The sequence below is a fragment of the Micromonospora humi genome (genome assembly GCF_900090105.1).
GTDB lineage: Bacteria > Actinomycetota > Actinomycetes > Mycobacteriales > Micromonosporaceae > Micromonospora > Micromonospora humi.
Window position 1 is genome coordinate 289,344 of record NZ_FMDM01000008.1, and the last position, 16,802, is coordinate 306,145.

Consider the following 16,802-nt stretch of genomic DNA (forward strand, 5'->3'; position numbering starts at 1 on the left):
ACCGGGACGAAGCGGCCGCCGGTTGGTGCGGACGGGGGCCGGCCGGGCAGACTGGTGACCATCATGTCGCCGTTCACGCCCGACCTCCGGCTGCACGACCGCTACGTCCTGCGCGAGCGCATCGGCCTCGGCGGCATGTCGGAGGTGTGGCGCGCCGACGACGAGGTGCTGCACCGCCCGGTCGCGGTCAAGGCGCTCGCCGGCCGGCTCGCCGCCGACCCGCACCTGCGCGCCACCATCCAGCGCGAGGCCCGCGCGGCGGCGCGGCTCACCCACCCGCACGTGACCCAGGTGTACGACTACGGCGAGGCGACGCTGCCCGGCGGCGTGGTGACGCCGTACCTGGTGATGGAGCTGGTGCCGGGGCAGACGCTCGCCGACCGGCTGGCCGGCGGGCCGCTCGCCTGGCTGGACGCGGTCCGGACGGCCGGGCAGGTCGCCGCCGCGCTGGCCGCCGCGCACCGGATCGGCGTGGTGCACCGCGACGTCAAGCCGGCCAACGTGATGCTCACCGAGACCGGTGCGAAGGTGCTCGACTTCGGCATCGCCGCGCCGGCCGGCCCGCAGCACCCGGTGGCCGGGCCGGCGGGTGAGCCACTGGCCGGCACCCCGGCATACTTCGCCCCGGAACGGCTCGACCCCGGCCCGACCCATCCGGCCGGCGACGTGTACGCGCTCGGCGTGCTGCTCTACCGCAGCCTCACCGGCCGTCCCCCGTTGCCGGTGCGGACCTGGGACGACGTGGTCGAGCTGCGGGACCGGCGACCACCGGTGCCGCCGCCTCGGGTGCCCGGGCTGCCCGCCGACGTCGCCGACCTGGTCCTGGCCTGCCTGGCGGTCGATCCCGCCAGACGTCCCACCGCGGCCGAGGTGGCCGACCGGCTGGGCGCGGCCCGCCCGGTCGACCCGCCGACGGCGTTCCTGCCCACGGTGACCCCGGCGCCCCACCCGCCGACCCTGATCGAGCGGCCTCCGGGGCCGTCGCGCGCCGTTCCGCCGTCGTCGCGGCCGGAGGTGCCGCCGAACCGGCTGACCGGGGTGCTCGTCGCCGGCGCGGTGGTGCTGCTGCTCGCGCTGGTCGGTGCGCTGGTGCTCGACGGCAGATCCGGCCCGCCGCCCACCGCCGCGCCGGTGGTCACGACGACTTCCCGCCCGAGCGCGGCCGTCGCACCGCCTGCCGCCCGGCCGACGCCGACACCGACGTCGACCCGCGCCGGGGCGCCCGAACCGGTCACCGCGCGCCAGCTCAGGAGCCGGTTCGCCGACGTGCTGGACCGGGCCGCGGCGGTCCGGCTGGTCGACCGCAAGACGGCCGACGACCTTCGGAAGAAGGTCACCGAGCTGGATCGGGGCCGGCCGAAGGACCGAGCCAAGCGGGTCGAGGACCTGCGGGAGCGGATCGAGGACGCGGTCGACGACGAGAAGCTCGACGAGGCCACCGGCGCCGCGTTGAGGAAGCTGCTGGACAGCTACGACCGCCTGGCCGGCGGCGACCAGGGCTAGGAGTCGTCACCGCCGGCGGATCGTCTCCGTGACCAGGGCCGCCGCCTGGGGCAGACGGTCGGGATCGGGCGCTCGGCCGTCGGCGCGGTGCCGGATCGCCTCGGCCAGCGGTTCCAGCCGTCCGGCCGCTGCGACGTAGTCCGCCAGCAGCTCGGCCGCGTGCCCGGCCAACGGCCCGCCGCCTACGGCGACCTCCGCGAGGATCAGCGCGGTCACCACCCGATCCAGCGCGGGCGCGCCCTCAGCACTGTCGGTCCAGTCGATGAGCACCGGGCCGGTCGGTGCGAGCAGCACGTTGTGCGGGTGCAGGTCGAGGTGAAGGATGCGGACGCCCGGGTCGGCCGACCGACGGGCGGGCAGCGCGTGCAGGCGGGCGTGCAGGTCGACCAGGATCTGCGCGCCGTCGGGCGGGCTGACGTCGCCGGCGTGGAGCGCCTGCACCAGAGTCGGCCCGCCGACCCGGTCGAGCACCAGGTCGCCCTCGTCGGCGTGGTGCACCCGGGGGACCGGGAAGCCGGCCCGGTGCAGGTAGCGCATCACCTCGGCTTCGGCGCGGACATCGCCACCGGCCCGGTAGCGGCGCAGGACGCGGTCGTGTGGCAGTTCCCACACGTCCGCGGTGTGGCCGGCGGCCAGGAGACGAGCCCCGTTGACCGGGGGAGGGCGCTGCTGCACCGCTCCACGGTAACCGTGGTGTCCTCAGTGCAGGGTGGCGGTGACCAGCTCGCCGGGGGCGGTGCCGGCGCGCGCCACCGCCACGCCGGCCGGCGACCAGACGCCCGAGCCGCCGGCCGCCCGCGCGTAGCCGCCGCCGGTCGACCCGGCGAAGCTCGCCGTCGCCACCCACACGCCGTGCACGGCGGTGACCCGGCGGGCGCGCTCGTCCGGCACGGCGGCGTCGTCGGCCGACTCCAGCACGCCGGCCAGGTAGGCGTCCGCCCCCGCGGCCACGGTCGCCGCCGCGTGCGCCGGCACCCCGGTGTCCTTGCAAACCGCCAGGCCCAGCCGCCAGCCGTCGACGGTGAGCACCGCCGGCTCCCGGCCGGGCCGGAACCGCTGCGGCTCCGCGCCGCCCAACCACATCTTCCGGTACGCCACCCGCGCGCCCTCGCCGTCGACCGCGAGCACCGCGATGTGCGGCCCGGCCACCGGCGCGCCGGCCAGCGCGAGCGTTCCGGTCTCGGCGCACGCCGCCCGCAGCGGGGCGAGGCGGTCGTCGGCCGGGTCCAGCGTCGCGGCGGCCAGCTCGTACCCGGTCAGCGACAGCTCGGGGAAGACCACCACCCGGGCCCCGGCGGCCCGCACCGCGGCGGCGTGCCGTGCGGCGTTGCCCGCCACGTCGTCCGCGAGGGTGAGCGGTTGGGCGACCGCGATCCGCAGCGATGGACGCATGGGCGGCAGCGTAACCGACGCCGCTTTCCGTGGTCGTCGGTCCGCTCGCCCCGTAACGTGGTCGGATGATCGGAAACGCACAGCTGCTCGCCGGCCCCCGGGTGAGTGCCGCGCGGGCCGCGGAGCCGGCCGGCGAGGGACCCGTCGGCTGGGTCACCGGCCTGGTGGAACGGCTCGGTGGCCCCGGGGCCGGCCTCGCGGTGGCCCTGGAGAACCTGTTCCCGCCCATCCCCAGCGAGGTCATCCTGCCGCTGGCCGGGTTCACCGCCAGCCAGGGCCGGATGAGCCTCGTCGGCGCGATCGTGTGGACCACACTCGGGTCGGTGGTGGGCGCGCTGGCGCTCTACTACGTCGGCGCGGCGCTCGGGCGGGACCGGATGCGGGCCCTGGCCGCGCGGCTGCCGCTGATCAAGCTGGAGGACGTGGACCGCACCGAGGCGTGGTTCCTGCGCCACGGCGTGAAGGCGGTGTTCTTCGGCCGGATGATTCCGATCTTCCGCAGTCTGATCTCCGTTCCGGCCGGCGTGGAACGGATGCCGGTGCCGGTGTTCCTGCTCTTCACCGCGCTGGGCAGCCTGATCTGGAACACCGCGTTCGTGCTGGCCGGCTATCTGCTGGGTGAGCAGTGGCACGTGGTCGAGGCGTACGCCGGAACGTTGCAGAACGTGGTCATCCTGGCGGTGGTGGCCGGGGTGGGGTGGTTCGTGGTGAGCCGGGTGCGCCGGTCCCGCCGGGCCGCCGCGACCCCGGACGCCCCACCCCGTCCGGGCACCGTCTACCGGGGCGGCTGGTACGGCGCGGACGAGGACTGACACGCCGGGTAGAGGCGGCGGGTGCCGGTGCCGGCGGTCCAGGCGGCCGGGTCGCTGAACCGGCAGCCGAAGTCCGCCGCCGCGACGGCCCGTCGGTCGGTGACCGGGTCGCCGGCCGGGCGCTTTCCGGTGCGCACCCAGCGGGTCAGGTCGTCCCAGGCGGCGCCGGCCTCGGCCGGGCTGAACTCGCAGTGCTGCGCGGCCCGCACCGCCCGCTGCACCAGCAGCCGGGACCGGCCGTGCCACGCCACGTCCCGGGCGTACGCCTGCTCCATGCTGAACGGCACGAACAGGTCGCCCAGGTCGTGCAGGCTGAGCACCGGCACGCCCGGTCGGCCGGCGATCCGCGGCACCTCGGTCAGGCCGGCCGACAGCCGTTGCCGCAGGTTCTCCGGCGCGACCCGCTGCACGGTGGTGTTCAGGTTCACCGGCTGGTTCGGGGTGTAGCGGGTGAGCAGGTTGGTGGCGAGTTGACCGGGGCGCTGGGCGGGGGAGTCGCCGCCGTCGGTGGTGGCGATGCCGAACAGGAAGTCCTTCCAGACCGCGAACGCGGCGTCCGCGCCGGGGCGGGGGCCGCCCGAGCGGTCGACGGTGACCGCGCGCAGTTGCTTGCCGAGCGCGTTCGTGGTGTCCGGGCCGGTGGGGGTGAGGCCGGCCAGCCCGGTCGCCACCTGGATCCGGGGCACCGCGTTGGTCAGGTAGTCGGCCGGCGGTGGGTAGGCGCGCACTCCGGTGAGCGCCTGCGCGACCAGGTTGTAGTCGAGGAAGTAGTCGAACAATTCCTGGTCGCCGAGCACCCCGCACATCGGCAGCGCGCCGGCGTAGTAGCCGGGGTACTGCTCCAGGGAGCGGCCGATGACGTGCCCGCCCATGGAGACGCCGGCGATGAGCACCCGGTGCGGCCGCCGCACGGTGCGGGCGAACAGGTCGGCGAGGGCCCGGGTGCCCAGGACGCCGGAGCGGATGTCGTAGCCGTTGCGGTCGTAGGAGGACGACGCCCAGGCGTACCCCTGGGTCAGCAGGCGCTGCCGCAGGTCGAAGGCGGGCGTCTCGGGGGAGAGTTCGGTGCCCTGGCCGCGGTAGCCGTGCGCCCACATCACCAGGTCACCGTTCCACTTCGCGGGGACCTCGACGACGTAGCCGGCGTGCGCGTGCACGCCCTGCCGGACGGTGCTGGCGGCACCGTCCACGACCAGCGGCGGCAGTGGCGGGTTGACGATGGTGTAGCCGGGCAGCGGCTGGCTGCCGTCGTCGCGGCCGGCGGCCGCGGCGGGCGCCGCGCCGGCCAGGCCGAGCGCGAGCACGAGGGCGGCGCCGGCGGCGAGCAGCCGGCGGGTGGGTGAGGTCTGCATCGCTGCTCCCCGGGGACAAGGTCCCTACCGACCGGTAGGGACCTGAACCTAGGCCGGACGTCGAGGCCTGTCAATCACTGACCGACCGCTCACACCAGGCCGTGCGCCAGCATCGCCTCGGCCACCCGGCGGAACCCGTTGATGTTCGCGCCGGCCACGTAGTCACCCGGCAGGCCGTACTCCTCGGCGGTTGCCCAGCACCGCTCGTGCACGTCCCGCATGATCTCGCGCAGCCGCTGCTCCGACCGGGCGAACGTCCACGAGTCGCGGCTGGCGTTCTGCTGCATCTCCAGCGCGCTCACCGCCACCCCGCCGGCATTCGCGGCCTTGCCGGGGGCGAACCGCACCCCGGCCCGCCCGAGGATCCGCACCGCCTCCGGCGTGGTGGGCATGTTCGCCCCCTCCACCACCGCGACGCAGCCGCCGGCCACCAGCGCGGCGGCCTCCGCGCCGCCGATCTCGTTCTGCGTCGCGCACGGCAGCGCCAGGTCGCAGGGCACCTCCCAGACGGTACGACCGGGGACCGCGACCGCGTGCGGCACGTGTTTCACGTAGTCGTCGAGCCGGGTCCGGCGCTCCTCCTTCAGCTCGCGCAGCAGCGCCAGGTCGATGCCCTTCTCGTCCAGCACGTAACCGTCCGAGTCGGAGCAGGCGACCACCGTGCCGCCGAGTTGGTGCACCTTCTCGACGGCGTAGATGGCCACGTTGCCGGAGCCGGACACCACCACCCGCTTGCCGTCCAGGCTGTCCCCGGTCTGCTTGAGCATCTCCTCGGCGAAGAAGACCGCGCCGTACCCGGTGGCCTCCCGCCGCACCTGCGCGCCGCCGTAGGTGAGGCCCTTGCCGGTGAGCACGCCGGCCTCGTACCGGTTGGTGATCCGCTTGTACTGCCCGAACAGGTAGCCGATCTCCCGGCCGCCCACCCCGACGTCGCCGGCCGGCACGTCGGTCTGCGCGCCGATGTGCCGGTACAGCTCGGTCATGAAGCTCTGGCAGAACCGCATCACCTCCCGGTCGGAGCGGCCCTTCGGGTCGAAGTCGGCGCCGCCCTTGCCGCCGCCGATCGGCAGCCCGGTCAGCGCGTTCTTGAAGATCTGCTCGAACCCGAGGAACTTCACGATGCCCAGGTAGACCGACGGGTGGAACCGCAGCCCGCCCTTGAACGGGCCGAGCGCGCTGTTGAACTCCACCCGGAAGCCCCGGTTCACCCGCACCCGGCCGTGGTCGTCCTCCCACGGCACCCGGAAGATGACCTGCCGCTCCGGCTCGCAGATGCGCTCGACCACCCCGGCGTACTCCGGGTGGCGGTGCAGCGCCGGGCCGATGCTCTCCAGCACCTCCCGGACCGCCTGGTGGAACTCGGGCTCGCCCGGGTTCCGCGCGACCACCTTGGCGAACACCGTCTCGACGGTCTCCGGCATCACGGGCACGTCCTTCCGCTTCCCGGCGCCGGCACCGTTGCCCACGCCGCCCCCGGATACGGATCGTCACCGCCGTCCGGTTCACTTGACCGGATGGACGACACGATCTGGACCGCGGCGCGGGACGCCCGCGCCTGGCTGGACGCCGCCAACGGCACCGGCGACACGGAGTTGACCTGCCGCATCCTCAAGCTCGGCGAGGAGACCGGTGAGGTGGCCGCGGCGTGGATCGGCCTGCTCGGGCAGAACCCGCGCAAGGGCGTGACACACACCCGGGCGGAGGTGGCCGCCGAGCTGGCCGACGTGGCGTTCACCGCGCTGGTCGCGATCGAGAGCCTCGGCCTCGACGCGCAGGCCACGCTCGCCGGCGGCGCCGCCAAGGTGCGGGCCCGACTCGCCGACGCCTCCCCGCCCGGTGGAATGAACCGTGGCGGAAACGGAGACGTATGACCCGGTGGGGACCGGCGAGAGGGGACGACCATGACGACATCCGGGGACGACGCTGACCTGACCGACACACGCTGGTCCGCCACCGCCCGGCTGCTCGTCGCCGCCGCGGTGCTGGTGGTGGCGCTCGGTGGGGTCGCGGTCGCGGTCACCCTGTCCAACCCGGCCCGCCTCGGCGTGGTCTTCTCCGGCGGCCCGTCGTCGCCGGCCACCGGCGCCGGTGGCTCGGGCGGCGTCGGTGGCGCCGAGGTCGCCGCCACCGAGACGCTCACCGCCCCGCGCGGGGACCGTCGGCGGGCCGACTTCGAGCTGACCGACGGCCTGACCAGTTTCACCCTGCGCGCCGCGGACCTCGGCGACGATCTCTACCGGATCGGCGCGCCGGACGACGCTGGCGTGACGCCGCGCCCGCAGGTGACCGGCGACCGGGTCCGGTTGCGGATCCGGGAGAACGGCCGTCCCGGCCCGTCCGCCGTCGAGGTGGTGCTCAACTCCCGGCTGACCTGGCGGGTGCGCCTGGTCGGCGGCGTTCGGGAGCAGCAACTGGACCTGGGCGCGGCCCGGCTCGCCGGTCTCGAGATGGTCGGCGGCGCGTCCCGTACCGAACTGCGGTTGCCGCCCCTCGACGGCACGCTCGCCGTGCGGATGACCGGTGGGGTCAACCAGCTGAGCGTCACCGTGCCCGGTGGCCCGCCGGTCCGGGTGCGGGTCGCCTCCGGCGCCGGCTCGCTGGCCGTCTACGACGAGCGCCGCGCCGGGATCGCCGCCGGTGACGTGGTCGGCTCGCCGGGTTGGGACCGGGCGGCCGACCGGCTCTACCTCGACCTGGTGGCCGGTGCGAACGCGGTGAGCGTCACCGCGGACTGAGCGTACAGTTCGGGCGGTGGACCGCACCGAATCGTTGCCCGCGCAGACGCTCCCACCCGGCGTCGGCGCCACCGACCCGGGCAGCGTGCTGCTGCCCGGCCACGACGTCCCCCTCGGCCGCTACACCACGGTGCGCCGGCTGCTGCCGCAGCGGCAGCGGCGGATGGTCGGGGCGTGGTGCTTCGTCGACCACTTCGGCCCGGACGACGTGGCCGAGCGGCCGGGCATGGAGGTGCCGCCGCACCCGCACACCGGCCTGCAGACGGTCACCTGGCTGCTCGACGGCGAGATCCTGCACCGGGACAGCCTCGGCAACGTGCAGCCGATCCGCCCCGGCCAGCTCAACGTGATGACCTCCGGGCGGGGTATCGCCCACTCGGAACGCTCGCCGTCGGCGCACCCGCCGCTGATGCACGGCGTGCAGCTCTGGGTGGCGCTGCCCGACCCGGCCCGGGCCGGTGACCCCGACTTCGCCCACCACGCCGAGCTGCCCCGGTGGCGCGACGGCGACTGGGACCTGACGCTGCTCGTCGGGGAGTTCGGCGGGCAACGCTCGCCCGCCGTCGCGCACACCCCGCTGCTCGGCGCGCAGCTCGAGGCGCGCGGTGCCGCGCCGGCCACGCTGCCGCTGCGGCCCGACTTCGAGTACGGGCTGCTGGCGATGTCCGGTTCGGCCGACGTGGACGGCGTGGCGCTCGCCCCCGGCGCGCTGCTCTACCTGGGCACCGGCCGCACCGCGCTGATCCTGCGCGCGGCGCCCGGCAGTCGGCTGCTGCTGCTCGGCGGCGCACCGTTCGAGGAGCCGCTGGTGATGTGGTGGAACTTCGTCGGCCGTTCGCACGAGGAGGTCGCCGCCGCGCGCGAGGACTGGATGGCGGGGCGCCGGTTCGGCACGGTCGCCGACGACGCAGCGCCCCCGTTGCCCGCGCCCGCGCTGCCCACCACCCGGCTCAAGGCCCGCGACCGCAGCGGCGGCGTACGCGGCTGAGGTCGTCGGGGGCGGCGTGCCGCCCGACACACTTTCCCGAATCTCACCCGTTCGGCTGATGCCGCGTCGTATGATGATCGTGGCAGCGATGCCCGCCCGGTTCGGGCGAACATCCACCACCTGGTGATCGCGACCCGGTTCGGGCGCGCACCGTCAGGAACAGGTGCTGCGTGGCGCCCCAGGTCGCGGTTCGCGACCCGGGGCGCCCGCCTGTCGCCGTCCCCCCGCTGTCCAGCGTCGTGCCCGGCCGCGCGGCGACCGGGCACCGCCGTGCCGCTCAGATGCCACGCAGGTGCTGCGAGACACGTGTGTGGTCGTCGCGCGCCTGCGCCGCCCGCTGCGACCGGTCCACCTCGGGCGCCGCGTCGATCCCGGCGGAGCGGGCCACCTGGACGCCGTTGGCGTAGTCCACCGGCGGCAGCGCCCGCAACGCCCGCAACACGTCCGGCGGCGCACCCTCCCGCTCGGCCTCGCGGATGACGTCGTCCTTGCCAGCCGGGTAGTCCAGCGCGGACAGGTACTCAAGGACGTCCGAATAGCTCGCCATGGGTCGGGGCTCCTCGCGCCAGTCGTCGGGTCGTGACCGCGCGGCGGTTACCCGTCGCGCCGCGACTCACGCCTGACCTCCCGCTGTTTGCGCCGCGCCGGTGCGGGTAGCCGCTGCGCGCACCGAAGGGGGAGCACCGATGGACCACCACACGTTCGTGGCCCGGGTCGCCCGGCTCACCGGGACCGCCGAGGACCGGGCCGCGACGCTCACCGCCGCCACGTTGGAGACGCTGGCCGAGCGGATGACCGGCGGAGAGGTGCTGGACCTCGCCGCGCAACTGCCGAAGCCGCTGTGGGCTGCGCTCCGCCCCCATCCGCACACCGAGGCGGCCGAACGGTTCGGTGCGGGCGAGTTCGTCGCCCGGGTCGCCCGGCGGGCCGACTGCGACGAGAACACCGCCCGGACGGCGGCGCGGGCGGTGTTCGCCACCCTGCGCGCGGCGATCAGCAGCGGCGAGTTCGCCGACGTGATGGTGCAGCTGCCCCGCGACTACCGGGACATGGTGGAGCCGGCCCTCGCACCGGCCACCGCGCGCCGCCGCTGACCCGGGCCGAAACCGTGGGCCAGGCCGGGGCCGAGCAGGCGTCGCGGCGGTCATCCGCACGGGCCGTCGCCGGTCGCCCGTCGCCGGTCGCCCGTCGCCGGTCGCCCGCCGCCCGTCGCCGCCCGTCGCCCGCCGCCGGTCGCCCGCCGCGCGTCGCCCGTCGGCCGGTGGCGTGGCCTTGGTGCCGCCGCGACGGAAGCGGCTACGTTCCGTCGCGGGTAGCGCGTCCGTCGCCGGTGTCCCCGACCGCCTTTGCTCTGCAGCCATCGGCGCAGCACGCACGTAGCGTGACATTTCTGAGTGGATCGTCGTCACACCGCGGCCCCGGAAGGCCCAGCTCAAGGCCCCGCTGCGTCCGTGGCTGCAGAGCAAAGGCGGTCGGAGCGATGCCCGCAGCCCGCGCGACGCGGACACGTTGAGTGACAGAAGGACTGGCTACCGTCAGTGGTCGGCGGCGAGGGCCGGACGACGGTCACCCCCCGGGTGGTGAATCGCCCCGCGTCCGGTCCTCCTGCGACGGGGATCCCAGCCCTGTCGCCGCGCCGGTCGCTCAGCCGATGGTGCCGGCGGCGCGCAGCGCGGCGATCCGTGCCGCGTCCACACCGGCCTCGGCCAGCACCTCGTCGGTGTGCTCACCCGGCTGCGGCGGCGGTCGGCGAACCGAGGTCGGTGTGGCCGAGAAGCGGGGTGCCGGGGCCGGCTGGGTGACTCCCTCCGGCGTGACGAAGGACTCCCGGGCGGCCAGGTGCGGGTGCCGTGGGGCCTCGGCCCAGTCGAGCACCGGCGCCACGCAGGCGTCCGTACCGGCCAGCAGCTCCGCCCACTCGTCACGGGTGCGCGTGCGGAACAGTCGGGCCCAGGCGGCCCGCAACGCCGGCCAGTTCGTCGGGTCGTCCCGGTCCGGGGCCTCGTCGTCCGCCAACGGGAAACCGGTGAGCCGGACCAGTTCGGCGTAGAACTGGGGCTCCAACGCGCCGACCGCCACGTACCGGCCGTCGGCGCACTCGTAGGTGTCGTAGAACGGCGCGCCGCCGTCGAGCAGGTTCACCCCGCGCGGGTCCTGCCAGAACCCGAGGCCGCGCAGCGCGTGGATCTGGGTGGCCAGCACCGACACCCCGTCCACGATGGCCGCGTCGACCACCTGGCCGGGCGCGCCGCCGCGCACCGCGTGCAGCGCCGCCACCACGCCCAGGGCCAGCATCATGCCGCCGCCGCCGAAGTCGCCGAGCAGGTTCATCGGCGGCACCGGACGTTCGCCGGCCCGACCCACCCCGTGCAGCGCGCCGGTCAGGGCCAGGTAGTCGATGTCGTGGCCGGCGGTGTGGGCGAGCGGCCCGTCCTGCCCCCAGCCGGTCATCCGCCCGTACACCAGGCGGGGGTTGGCGGCGAGGCACTCGTGCGGGCCCAGGCCGAGGCGCTCGGCCACGCCCGGCCGGAAGCCCTCGACCAGCGCGTCCGCGCCCGCCACCAGCGACCGCGCCAGCTCCTGCCCGTCCGGGTGCTTGAGGTCCAGCGCGACCGAGCGGCGGTTGCGGTTCAGCAGGTCGCCGGGGAACGCGCCGAAGCCGCCCCCGCCCACCCGGTCGACGCGCACCACGTCCGCGCCCAGGTCGGCCAGCATCATGGCGGCGAACGGCCCCGGGCCGATGCCGGCCAGCTCGATCACCCGTACGCCGGTCAGCGGTCCGGAGTTGCTCACCCGCGTCACCCTAGGGGCCTCGGGCCCCGCGGCGCCACGCCCCGATCCGGGACACAGCGGTTGACCAGGGCAATCATGCGTGCCGTGACTTGGCGTCCGGGCCCGGCTTGGCCTAGCCTTGGAGTCGCGAGGGGAGTACTTCCCACGAACCATTCCGGTCAGTACGGCGAGCCCCCGGAGGCGAGCCTCGGGTGGTTGCCCACGAAACCGTGGGTGAAGGAGACCTCGAACATGACACGGTGTTCGAGGAGGCCCCATGACCGAAGTGTCCTACCTGTCCGCGGGTGAGCTGTCGTCGATCGGCACGCCGACGCTGTGGGCGGTGACGATCGCCGGCGTGCTCGCCCTGCTGGTGCTGGACTTCCTGGTCACCCGCAAGCCGCACGAGGTCTCCCTTCGCGAGGCGCTCGGCTGGTCGGCCTTCTACATCGCGCTGCCGCTGGCCTTCGGCGCCTGGATCTGGTCCCGCTGGGGCGGCCAGCAGGGCATCGAGTACCTCACCGGTTACCTGGTCGAGAAGTCGCTCTCGGTCGACAACCTCTTCGTCTTCATGCTGCTGCTGGCCGCGTTCGCGGTGCCCGCCGCGCTGGCCCAGCGGGTGCTGCTCTACGGCATCGCCGGCGCGCTGGTGCTGCGCGCGATCTTCATCGCGCTGGGCGCCGCCGCCCTGCAGACGCTCGACTTCGCCTTCCTGCTCTTCGCGATCATCCTCATCGCCACCGCGGTGAAGCTGCTGCGCGACGCCCTCTCCGGGCACCAGCAGGAGGTCGACATCAACAAGATGCGGTCGGTGAAGCTGCTGCGCAAGGTCATGCCGGTGGTCGAGGAGTACCACGGCACCCGGATGACCATCCGCCAGCAGGGCCGCCGCGCCCTCACCCCGTTCGCGCTGGTCGTGGTCGCGGTGCTGGCCACCGACATCGTCTTCGCGGTCGACTCGGTGCCCGCCGTGTACGGCATCACCGAGGACCCGTACCTGGTCTTCGCCACCAACGCGTTCGCGTTGCTCGGCCTGCGGGCGCTCTACTTCGTGCTGCACGCGGCGCTGAGCCGGCTGGTGCACCTCAGCTACGGCCTGGCCGTCATCCTGGCGTTCATCGGGCTCAAGCTCGGCCTGCACTGGGCGCACGGCATCTGGAAGGGCGTGCCGGAGATCCCGACGCTCGCCTCGCTCGGCGTGATCATCGGCGTCCTGGTGATCGTCACCATCACCAGCCTGCGCGCGACCCGCAACAGCGGCGACGGCGACCGCACCGTCGTGCACCAGTGACCGCCGGGGCCCCGGTCGACACCGGGGCCCCGGAACCCGTTCCTCGGCCCGACCGGGGGTGGTAGGACTGACGGGTGGGAATCGTCTCGCCGGGCTTCCAGGGCCGGCCCCGTTCGTCCGCGCCGGACCTGCCGCCCGGGCAGTACCTCACCGAGGACTTTCCGGTGCTCTCCGCCGGCCCGACGCCCCGCGTGCCCACGGACACCTGGGAGTTCGTGCTGACCACCGAGACCGGCGCGGAACACCGCTGGTCCTGGGCCGACCTGATGAGCCTGCCGCAGGACACGCCGACGGTCGACCTGCACTGCGTCACCCGCTGGTCCAAGCTCGGCACCAGCTGGCAGGGCGTCTCGCTGGACACGCTGCTCGACGCCGTGGACACCGACGCCCGCTACGCGCTGGCCCACTCCTACGGCGGCTACACCACCAACCTGCCGCTGGACGACCTGCGCGGCGGCCGGGCCTGGGTGGTGCACACGTACGACGGGAGCCCGCTGCCGGCCGAGCACGGCGGCCCGGCCCGGCTGCTCGTGCCGCACCTCTACCTGTGGAAGTCCGCCAAGTGGGTGCGCGGCATCCGGCTGCTCGCCGACGACCGGCCGGGCTTCTGGGAGACGGCCGGCTACCACGACTACGGCGACCCGTGGCGCGAGCAGCGCTACCAGGGCGACTGAGGTGGCGGCCCCGACCACCGGCCGGGTGGCGCCGCTGACCTGGCGGGTGGCCCGGCTGGTCGAGCGAAGGATCGAGACGCCGACCGCGCAGACGCTGCTGCTGGACGTGCCCGGCTGGCCGGGCCACCTGCCCGGGCAGCACGTCGACGTGCGCCTGACCGCCCCGGACGGCTACCAGGCGGCCCGGTCGTACTCGCTCGCCGGCCCCGCCGACGGCGAGCGCATCGAGGTGACCGTGCAGCGGGTACCCGACGGCGAGGTGTCGCCGTACCTGGTCGACACCTGGGCCGAGGGTGACCCGGTGGAGGTCCGCGGGCCGGTCGGTGGCTGGTTCGTCTGGCGGACCGACGAGACCGCGCCGGTGCTGCTGGTGGCCGGCGGCTCCGGGGTGGTGCCGCTGATGGCCATGGTCCGGGCCCGCCGGGCCGCGGGCAGCCGGACCCCGTTCCGGCTGATCTACTCGGTGCGCACCCCGGACGACGTGATCTACGCCGACGAGCTGCGCCGCCGGGCCCGCGACGACCAGGGCCTGGACGTCGCCTACGTCTACACCCGGCAGGCGCCCGAGGGCTGGCGGGGCGAGCCGCACCGGATCGGGCTGGCGGACGTGAACAGCCACGGCTGGCCGCCGGACCTGGAACCGCTCTGCTACGTCTGCGGCCCCACCGGGTTCGTGGAGACCGTGGCCGACCTGCTCGTGGGGTTGGGCCACCCGACCCGGCGGGTGCGGACCGAGCGGTTCGGGCCGACCGGCTGACCCCGAGGAGGGCGCATGACCGACATGACCTACCTGGACGGCAACATGCTCGACGGGCCGCTGCGTGAACTCCTCGCGGTCGACCTGAGCGCCACCACCGGACGCTGCGACAACTGCGGCATGACCGGCCCGATGGCCGGCCTGCACGTCTACTCGCACGCCCCGGGCCTGGTCGGGCGCTGCCCGGCGTGCACCGGGGTGATGGTGCGCCTGGTCCGCGCGCCCGAGCGGGCCTGGCTGGACCTGCGCGGCACCACGTACCTCCAGGTCCCCATGCCGACGGACCGGTCCGGTGGAGCGCTCAGGGCGTGACGGTCAGGTGCCCGACCGCAGCCGCTCCGGGCTCGGCGTGCTGGCCCGCGCGTTCCGTCGCGGTCCGCGTCGTCGGCGCTCCGAGGCGCGGCGGCACACCCACCGGGGTCGGGCGAGCCGCGCCGGGCAGGCGGCGGCGGAGCCGGCCGACGAGCTGACCGACGGTCACCGGCACCACCGACAGGACGAGCTGGCCGTTGCGCGGGTCGACGGTCGCCGCCACCCCGTACAGCCGGGCGCCGTGTCGCAGCAACCGGGGCCGACCGGTGGCGAGCCGGGGCGCGCGTACCGGCGCCCGGCCCCGACCCTGGTCGCCGTCCACCTCGGCCCGGACCGGGTGGCGTTGGCCGCTGGCCGCGCTGGCGGCGAGGAGCCGGTCGACCGGGAAGTCGCTGCGCATGGTCCGTCCGCTCGGGTCGGTGGCGTCGAGCCGGGTGGCACCCGCGACCGGGCCGGCCACCAGCCGGACCGGCCCGACCTCCGCGGCGAACCGGGGGTACGGGCTGCGCGCGGTCACCGTGACGGTCTGTCCGTCCACCCAGCTCACCTCGACGGTGTCCAGCCGGGCCAACCAGTCGGCGCGTACGTCGGTGACGTCGGTCCAGGCGGCCGGCGCGCCCGGGTAGCCGGCGTGCCAGCGGCCCGCCTCGACCACGGTGGCCGGTACGCCCCGGCGGGTGTCCTGGTCGATGACGGCCAGCAACTCGTCGACCCCACCGGCGCTCACCGCGCCCAGGCGCAGCCGGGCCTCGATGTCGAGCCGGTCCCGCAGCCCGTCGGTGACGTACCGCTCGACCAGTCGACGGACGGTCGCGTGGACCCGTTCCTGCGCGGCCCGGTCCAGCCGGCGGAAGTCGTCGCCGACCAGGTTGGCCAGCTCCAGCCCGACGTGGCGGCACAGCACCGCGTCGCGGCGCGCGCCGGCCGGGATCAGCCCGTCGACGAACGCGAACAGCCGCTCCACGCTGGTCAGACGCTGCTCGACGCGACTGTGGTAGGTGATGTTGCGGGCGTCCAGCCGGCGTACCGCGTGGTAGTAGTCGTAGTCGGCGAGCGCCGTGATCCGGCGCGCGTGGTAGCAGGCCGCCAGCGTGAACGGCTGGTCGCTGAGGACCGGCATGTCCTCCGGGAACCGCAACCCGAGCCGATCGACGAGGTCCCGGCGGAACAGCTTGGTGTTCGCCAGCGACCACGGCAGCGCCGAGTCGAAGAGGCTCACGTCGACGGCGTTACCGGCGGCGAACACGTCGGAGAAGACGTGCCGGCCGTTGACGCCGACGACCTTGCCGAGCACCACGTCCGAGCCGTACCGGTCGGCGGCGGCGACCAGCCGTTCCAGCGCCTCGGGGCCGAGCCGGTCGTCGGAGCCGAGGAAGAAGACGTACCGGCCGGTCGCCAGCTCCAGCCCACGGTTGCAGGGCGCGGCCGGGCCGCCCGAGTTGGCTTGGTGGACCACCCGCAGGGTCCCGGGGTGCCGGGCGGCGAGCCGGTCCAGCAGGCGACCGCTGCCGTCGGTGGACCCGTCGTCCACCGCCACGATCTCCATCCGGTCCGCGCCGATGGTCTGCCGCAGCAGCGAGTCGAGGCAGGGCCGCAGGTAGCGCAGCGTGTTGTAGACCGGCACGATCACGCTCACGTCGGGGCGGGCCACCGGCGGGCGCTCCGTCGCCTCCTCGGCTGTCACTGCGGGTCCTCCGTCGGTCGTCCGGCTCGTCCGGCGCGACCCAGCGTGGTGGGACGACCCGTCCGGGTGACGACACCGACGTGACGCCGAGGTGACGTCGAGGCGGCGGTTGGATACGCGACCGGGCCCGACCCCTGGTGGGGTCGGGCCCGGTGCGGGTGTCGGCGGGTCAGCTGGTGCTGTAGCCGCGGGTGGCGATCCAGTCGGCGAGGTTGTCGACGGTGATGCGGTAGGAGGCCTGGTCGGGGTTGGCGCTGTCGGCGATGGTGACGGTGTGGCCGTCGTTCTGGTAGCCGACGACGCTGATGTAGTGGCCGCCTTCGAAGGAGTGGGTGGTGCCGTCGGTGTCGGTGGTGGTGCCGGCGATGTTGGCGACCACGGCGCGGCCGTCGTCGACGGTGCGCACGATGTCGGCGCGCAGGGTGTCGGTCTGCTTGTCGTCGGCCTTGGGGCTGCGGATCTCGACGGACTTGTAGGGCTTGCCGGTCTCCTTGTGCAGCACGGGGGTGATGTCGTTGATGCTGTTGGTG

General features: G+C 74.8%; 18 protein-coding genes. 10 read left to right on the forward strand and 8 right to left on the reverse strand.

The window, feature by feature from the left end; all coding sequences use genetic code 11:
* Positions 1-63: 63 nt before the first annotated feature.
* Positions 64-1,503 (forward strand): serine/threonine-protein kinase, encoded by a 1,440-nt coding sequence (locus GA0070213_RS17725; protein WP_091065295.1) that lies wholly within the window; start codon positions 64-66, stop codon positions 1,501-1,503.
* 6 nt (positions 1,504-1,509) lie between these two features.
* On the opposite strand, the gene GA0070213_RS17730 is transcribed toward GA0070213_RS17725, so the two are convergent.
* Entirely contained in the window at positions 1,510-2,178 is a 669-nt protein-coding gene (locus tag GA0070213_RS17730) for a phosphotransferase (RefSeq protein ID WP_091065108.1), read from the reverse strand.
* A gap of 24 nt (positions 2,179-2,202) precedes the next feature.
* Complete coding sequence (locus GA0070213_RS17735) at positions 2,203-2,895, reverse strand: nitrilase-related carbon-nitrogen hydrolase (RefSeq protein WP_091065111.1); 693 nt, start codon at positions 2,893-2,895, stop codon at positions 2,203-2,205.
* 65 nt (positions 2,896-2,960) lie between these two features.
* On the opposite strand from GA0070213_RS17735, the gene GA0070213_RS17740 reads away from it, so the two are divergent.
* The gene (locus tag GA0070213_RS17740; protein ID WP_091065115.1) at positions 2,961-3,707 is read left to right on the forward strand and encodes a DedA family protein; all 747 of its coding nucleotides are present in this window, start codon (positions 2,961-2,963) and stop codon (positions 3,705-3,707) included.
* Here GA0070213_RS17740 and GA0070213_RS17745 read toward each other — a convergent pair.
* Together GA0070213_RS17745 and gdhA are read right to left on the reverse strand one after the other, a co-directional pair.
* Positions 3,671-5,059 (reverse strand): alpha/beta hydrolase family protein, encoded by a 1,389-nt coding sequence (locus GA0070213_RS17745; protein WP_091065118.1) that lies wholly within the window; start codon positions 5,057-5,059, stop codon positions 3,671-3,673. The genes GA0070213_RS17740 and GA0070213_RS17745 overlap by 37 nt on opposite strands.
* A gap of 89 nt (positions 5,060-5,148) precedes the next feature.
* The gene (gene gdhA / locus GA0070213_RS17750) at positions 5,149-6,480 is read right to left on the reverse strand and encodes an NADP-specific glutamate dehydrogenase (RefSeq protein ID WP_091065298.1); all 1,332 of its coding nucleotides are present in this window, start codon (positions 6,478-6,480) and stop codon (positions 5,149-5,151) included.
* A 93-nt stretch (positions 6,481-6,573) separates the two neighbouring features.
* On the opposite strand from gdhA, the gene GA0070213_RS17755 reads away from it, so the two are divergent.
* From GA0070213_RS17755 to GA0070213_RS17765, 3 genes are read left to right on the forward strand one after another with little or no spacing between them, the layout of a single operon-like run.
* Positions 6,574-6,930 (forward strand): MazG-like family protein, encoded by a 357-nt coding sequence (locus tag GA0070213_RS17755; protein ID WP_091065121.1) that lies wholly within the window; start codon positions 6,574-6,576, stop codon positions 6,928-6,930.
* 30 nt (positions 6,931-6,960) lie between these two features.
* On the forward strand, positions 6,961-7,794 hold the full coding sequence (locus tag GA0070213_RS17760) for a hypothetical protein (RefSeq protein WP_091065125.1): 834 nt from the start codon (positions 6,961-6,963) through the stop codon (positions 7,792-7,794).
* A 16-nt stretch (positions 7,795-7,810) separates the two neighbouring features.
* The gene (locus GA0070213_RS17765; RefSeq protein WP_091065132.1) at positions 7,811-8,782 is read left to right on the forward strand and encodes a pirin family protein; all 972 of its coding nucleotides are present in this window, start codon (positions 7,811-7,813) and stop codon (positions 8,780-8,782) included.
* 277 nt (positions 8,783-9,059) lie between these two features.
* Here GA0070213_RS17765 and GA0070213_RS17770 read toward each other — a convergent pair whose 3' ends face one another.
* Entirely contained in the window at positions 9,060-9,329 is a 270-nt protein-coding gene (locus tag GA0070213_RS17770) for a DUF2795 domain-containing protein (RefSeq protein WP_091065135.1), read from the reverse strand.
* A gap of 139 nt (positions 9,330-9,468) precedes the next feature.
* Between GA0070213_RS17770 and GA0070213_RS17775 the strand changes: the two genes are divergently transcribed.
* Entirely contained in the window at positions 9,469-9,876 is a 408-nt protein-coding gene (locus GA0070213_RS17775; RefSeq protein WP_091065138.1) for a DUF2267 domain-containing protein, read from the forward strand.
* Positions 9,877-10,426: 550 nt separating this feature from the next.
* On the opposite strand, the gene GA0070213_RS17780 is transcribed toward GA0070213_RS17775, so the two are convergent.
* On the reverse strand, positions 10,427-11,584 hold the full coding sequence (locus GA0070213_RS17780) for a CaiB/BaiF CoA transferase family protein (protein ID WP_281182297.1): 1,158 nt from the start codon (positions 11,582-11,584) through the stop codon (positions 10,427-10,429).
* A 247-nt stretch (positions 11,585-11,831) separates the two neighbouring features.
* On the opposite strand from GA0070213_RS17780, the gene GA0070213_RS17785 reads away from it, so the two are divergent.
* From GA0070213_RS17785 to GA0070213_RS31595, 4 genes are all read left to right on the forward strand, one after another.
* On the forward strand, positions 11,832-12,845 hold the full coding sequence (locus GA0070213_RS17785) for a TerC/Alx family metal homeostasis membrane protein (RefSeq protein ID WP_091065145.1): 1,014 nt from the start codon (positions 11,832-11,834) through the stop codon (positions 12,843-12,845).
* A 74-nt stretch (positions 12,846-12,919) separates the two neighbouring features.
* A complete protein-coding gene (locus GA0070213_RS17790) occupies positions 12,920-13,519 on the forward strand; it encodes a sulfite oxidase-like oxidoreductase (protein ID WP_091065152.1) in 600 nt (199 codons plus the stop codon).
* A 1-nt stretch (position 13,520) separates the two neighbouring features.
* Positions 13,521-14,276: a ferredoxin reductase gene (locus GA0070213_RS17795; protein ID WP_091065156.1), complete on the forward strand. Its 756-nt coding sequence runs from the start codon at positions 13,521-13,523 to the stop codon at positions 14,274-14,276.
* A 15-nt stretch (positions 14,277-14,291) separates the two neighbouring features.
* On the forward strand, positions 14,292-14,588 hold the full coding sequence (locus GA0070213_RS31595) for a DUF6510 family protein (RefSeq protein ID WP_175441385.1): 297 nt from the start codon (positions 14,292-14,294) through the stop codon (positions 14,586-14,588).
* Here the strand turns inward: GA0070213_RS31595 and GA0070213_RS17800 are convergent.
* Together GA0070213_RS17800 and GA0070213_RS17805 are read right to left on the reverse strand one after the other, a co-directional pair.
* Entirely contained in the window at positions 14,578-16,239 is a 1,662-nt protein-coding gene (locus GA0070213_RS17800) for a glycosyltransferase family 2 protein (RefSeq protein WP_175441391.1), read from the reverse strand. The two genes, GA0070213_RS31595 and GA0070213_RS17800, sit on opposite strands and share 11 nt — an antisense overlap.
* A gap of 202 nt (positions 16,240-16,441) precedes the next feature.
* Positions 16,442-16,802, reverse strand: a 361-nt coding sequence (locus GA0070213_RS17805; RefSeq protein WP_175441386.1) for a C39 family peptidase, incomplete at its 5' end; no start/stop codon positions are given.

What these genes read in the sequence shown, in the direction of transcription:
- GA0070213_RS17725 (WP_091065295.1), top strand. Translation starts at nt 64, where the DNA reads ATGTCGCCGTTCACGCCCGACCTCCGGCTGCACGACCGCTACGTCCTG.
- GA0070213_RS17735 (WP_091065111.1), bottom strand. Translation starts at nt 2,895, where the DNA reads ATGCGTCCATCGCTGCGGATCGCGGTCGCCCAACCGCTCACCCTCGCG.
- GA0070213_RS17740 (WP_091065115.1), top strand. Translation starts at nt 2,961, where the DNA reads ATGATCGGAAACGCACAGCTGCTCGCCGGCCCCCGGGTGAGTGCCGCG.
- GA0070213_RS17745 (WP_091065118.1), bottom strand. Translation starts at nt 5,059, where the DNA reads ATGCAGACCTCACCCACCCGCCGGCTGCTCGCCGCCGGCGCCGCCCTC.
- gdhA (WP_091065298.1), bottom strand. Translation starts at nt 6,480, where the DNA reads ATGCCGGAGACCGTCGAGACGGTGTTCGCCAAGGTGGTCGCGCGGAAC.
- GA0070213_RS17755 (WP_091065121.1), top strand. Translation starts at nt 6,574, where the DNA reads ATGGACGACACGATCTGGACCGCGGCGCGGGACGCCCGCGCCTGGCTG.
- GA0070213_RS17760 (WP_091065125.1), top strand. Translation starts at nt 6,961, where the DNA reads ATGACGACATCCGGGGACGACGCTGACCTGACCGACACACGCTGGTCC.
- GA0070213_RS17770 (WP_091065135.1), bottom strand. Translation starts at nt 9,329, where the DNA reads ATGGCGAGCTATTCGGACGTCCTTGAGTACCTGTCCGCGCTGGACTAC.
- GA0070213_RS17775 (WP_091065138.1), top strand. Translation starts at nt 9,469, where the DNA reads ATGGACCACCACACGTTCGTGGCCCGGGTCGCCCGGCTCACCGGGACC.
- GA0070213_RS17785 (WP_091065145.1), top strand. Translation starts at nt 11,832, where the DNA reads ATGACCGAAGTGTCCTACCTGTCCGCGGGTGAGCTGTCGTCGATCGGC.
- GA0070213_RS31595 (WP_175441385.1), top strand. Translation starts at nt 14,292, where the DNA reads ATGACCGACATGACCTACCTGGACGGCAACATGCTCGACGGGCCGCTG.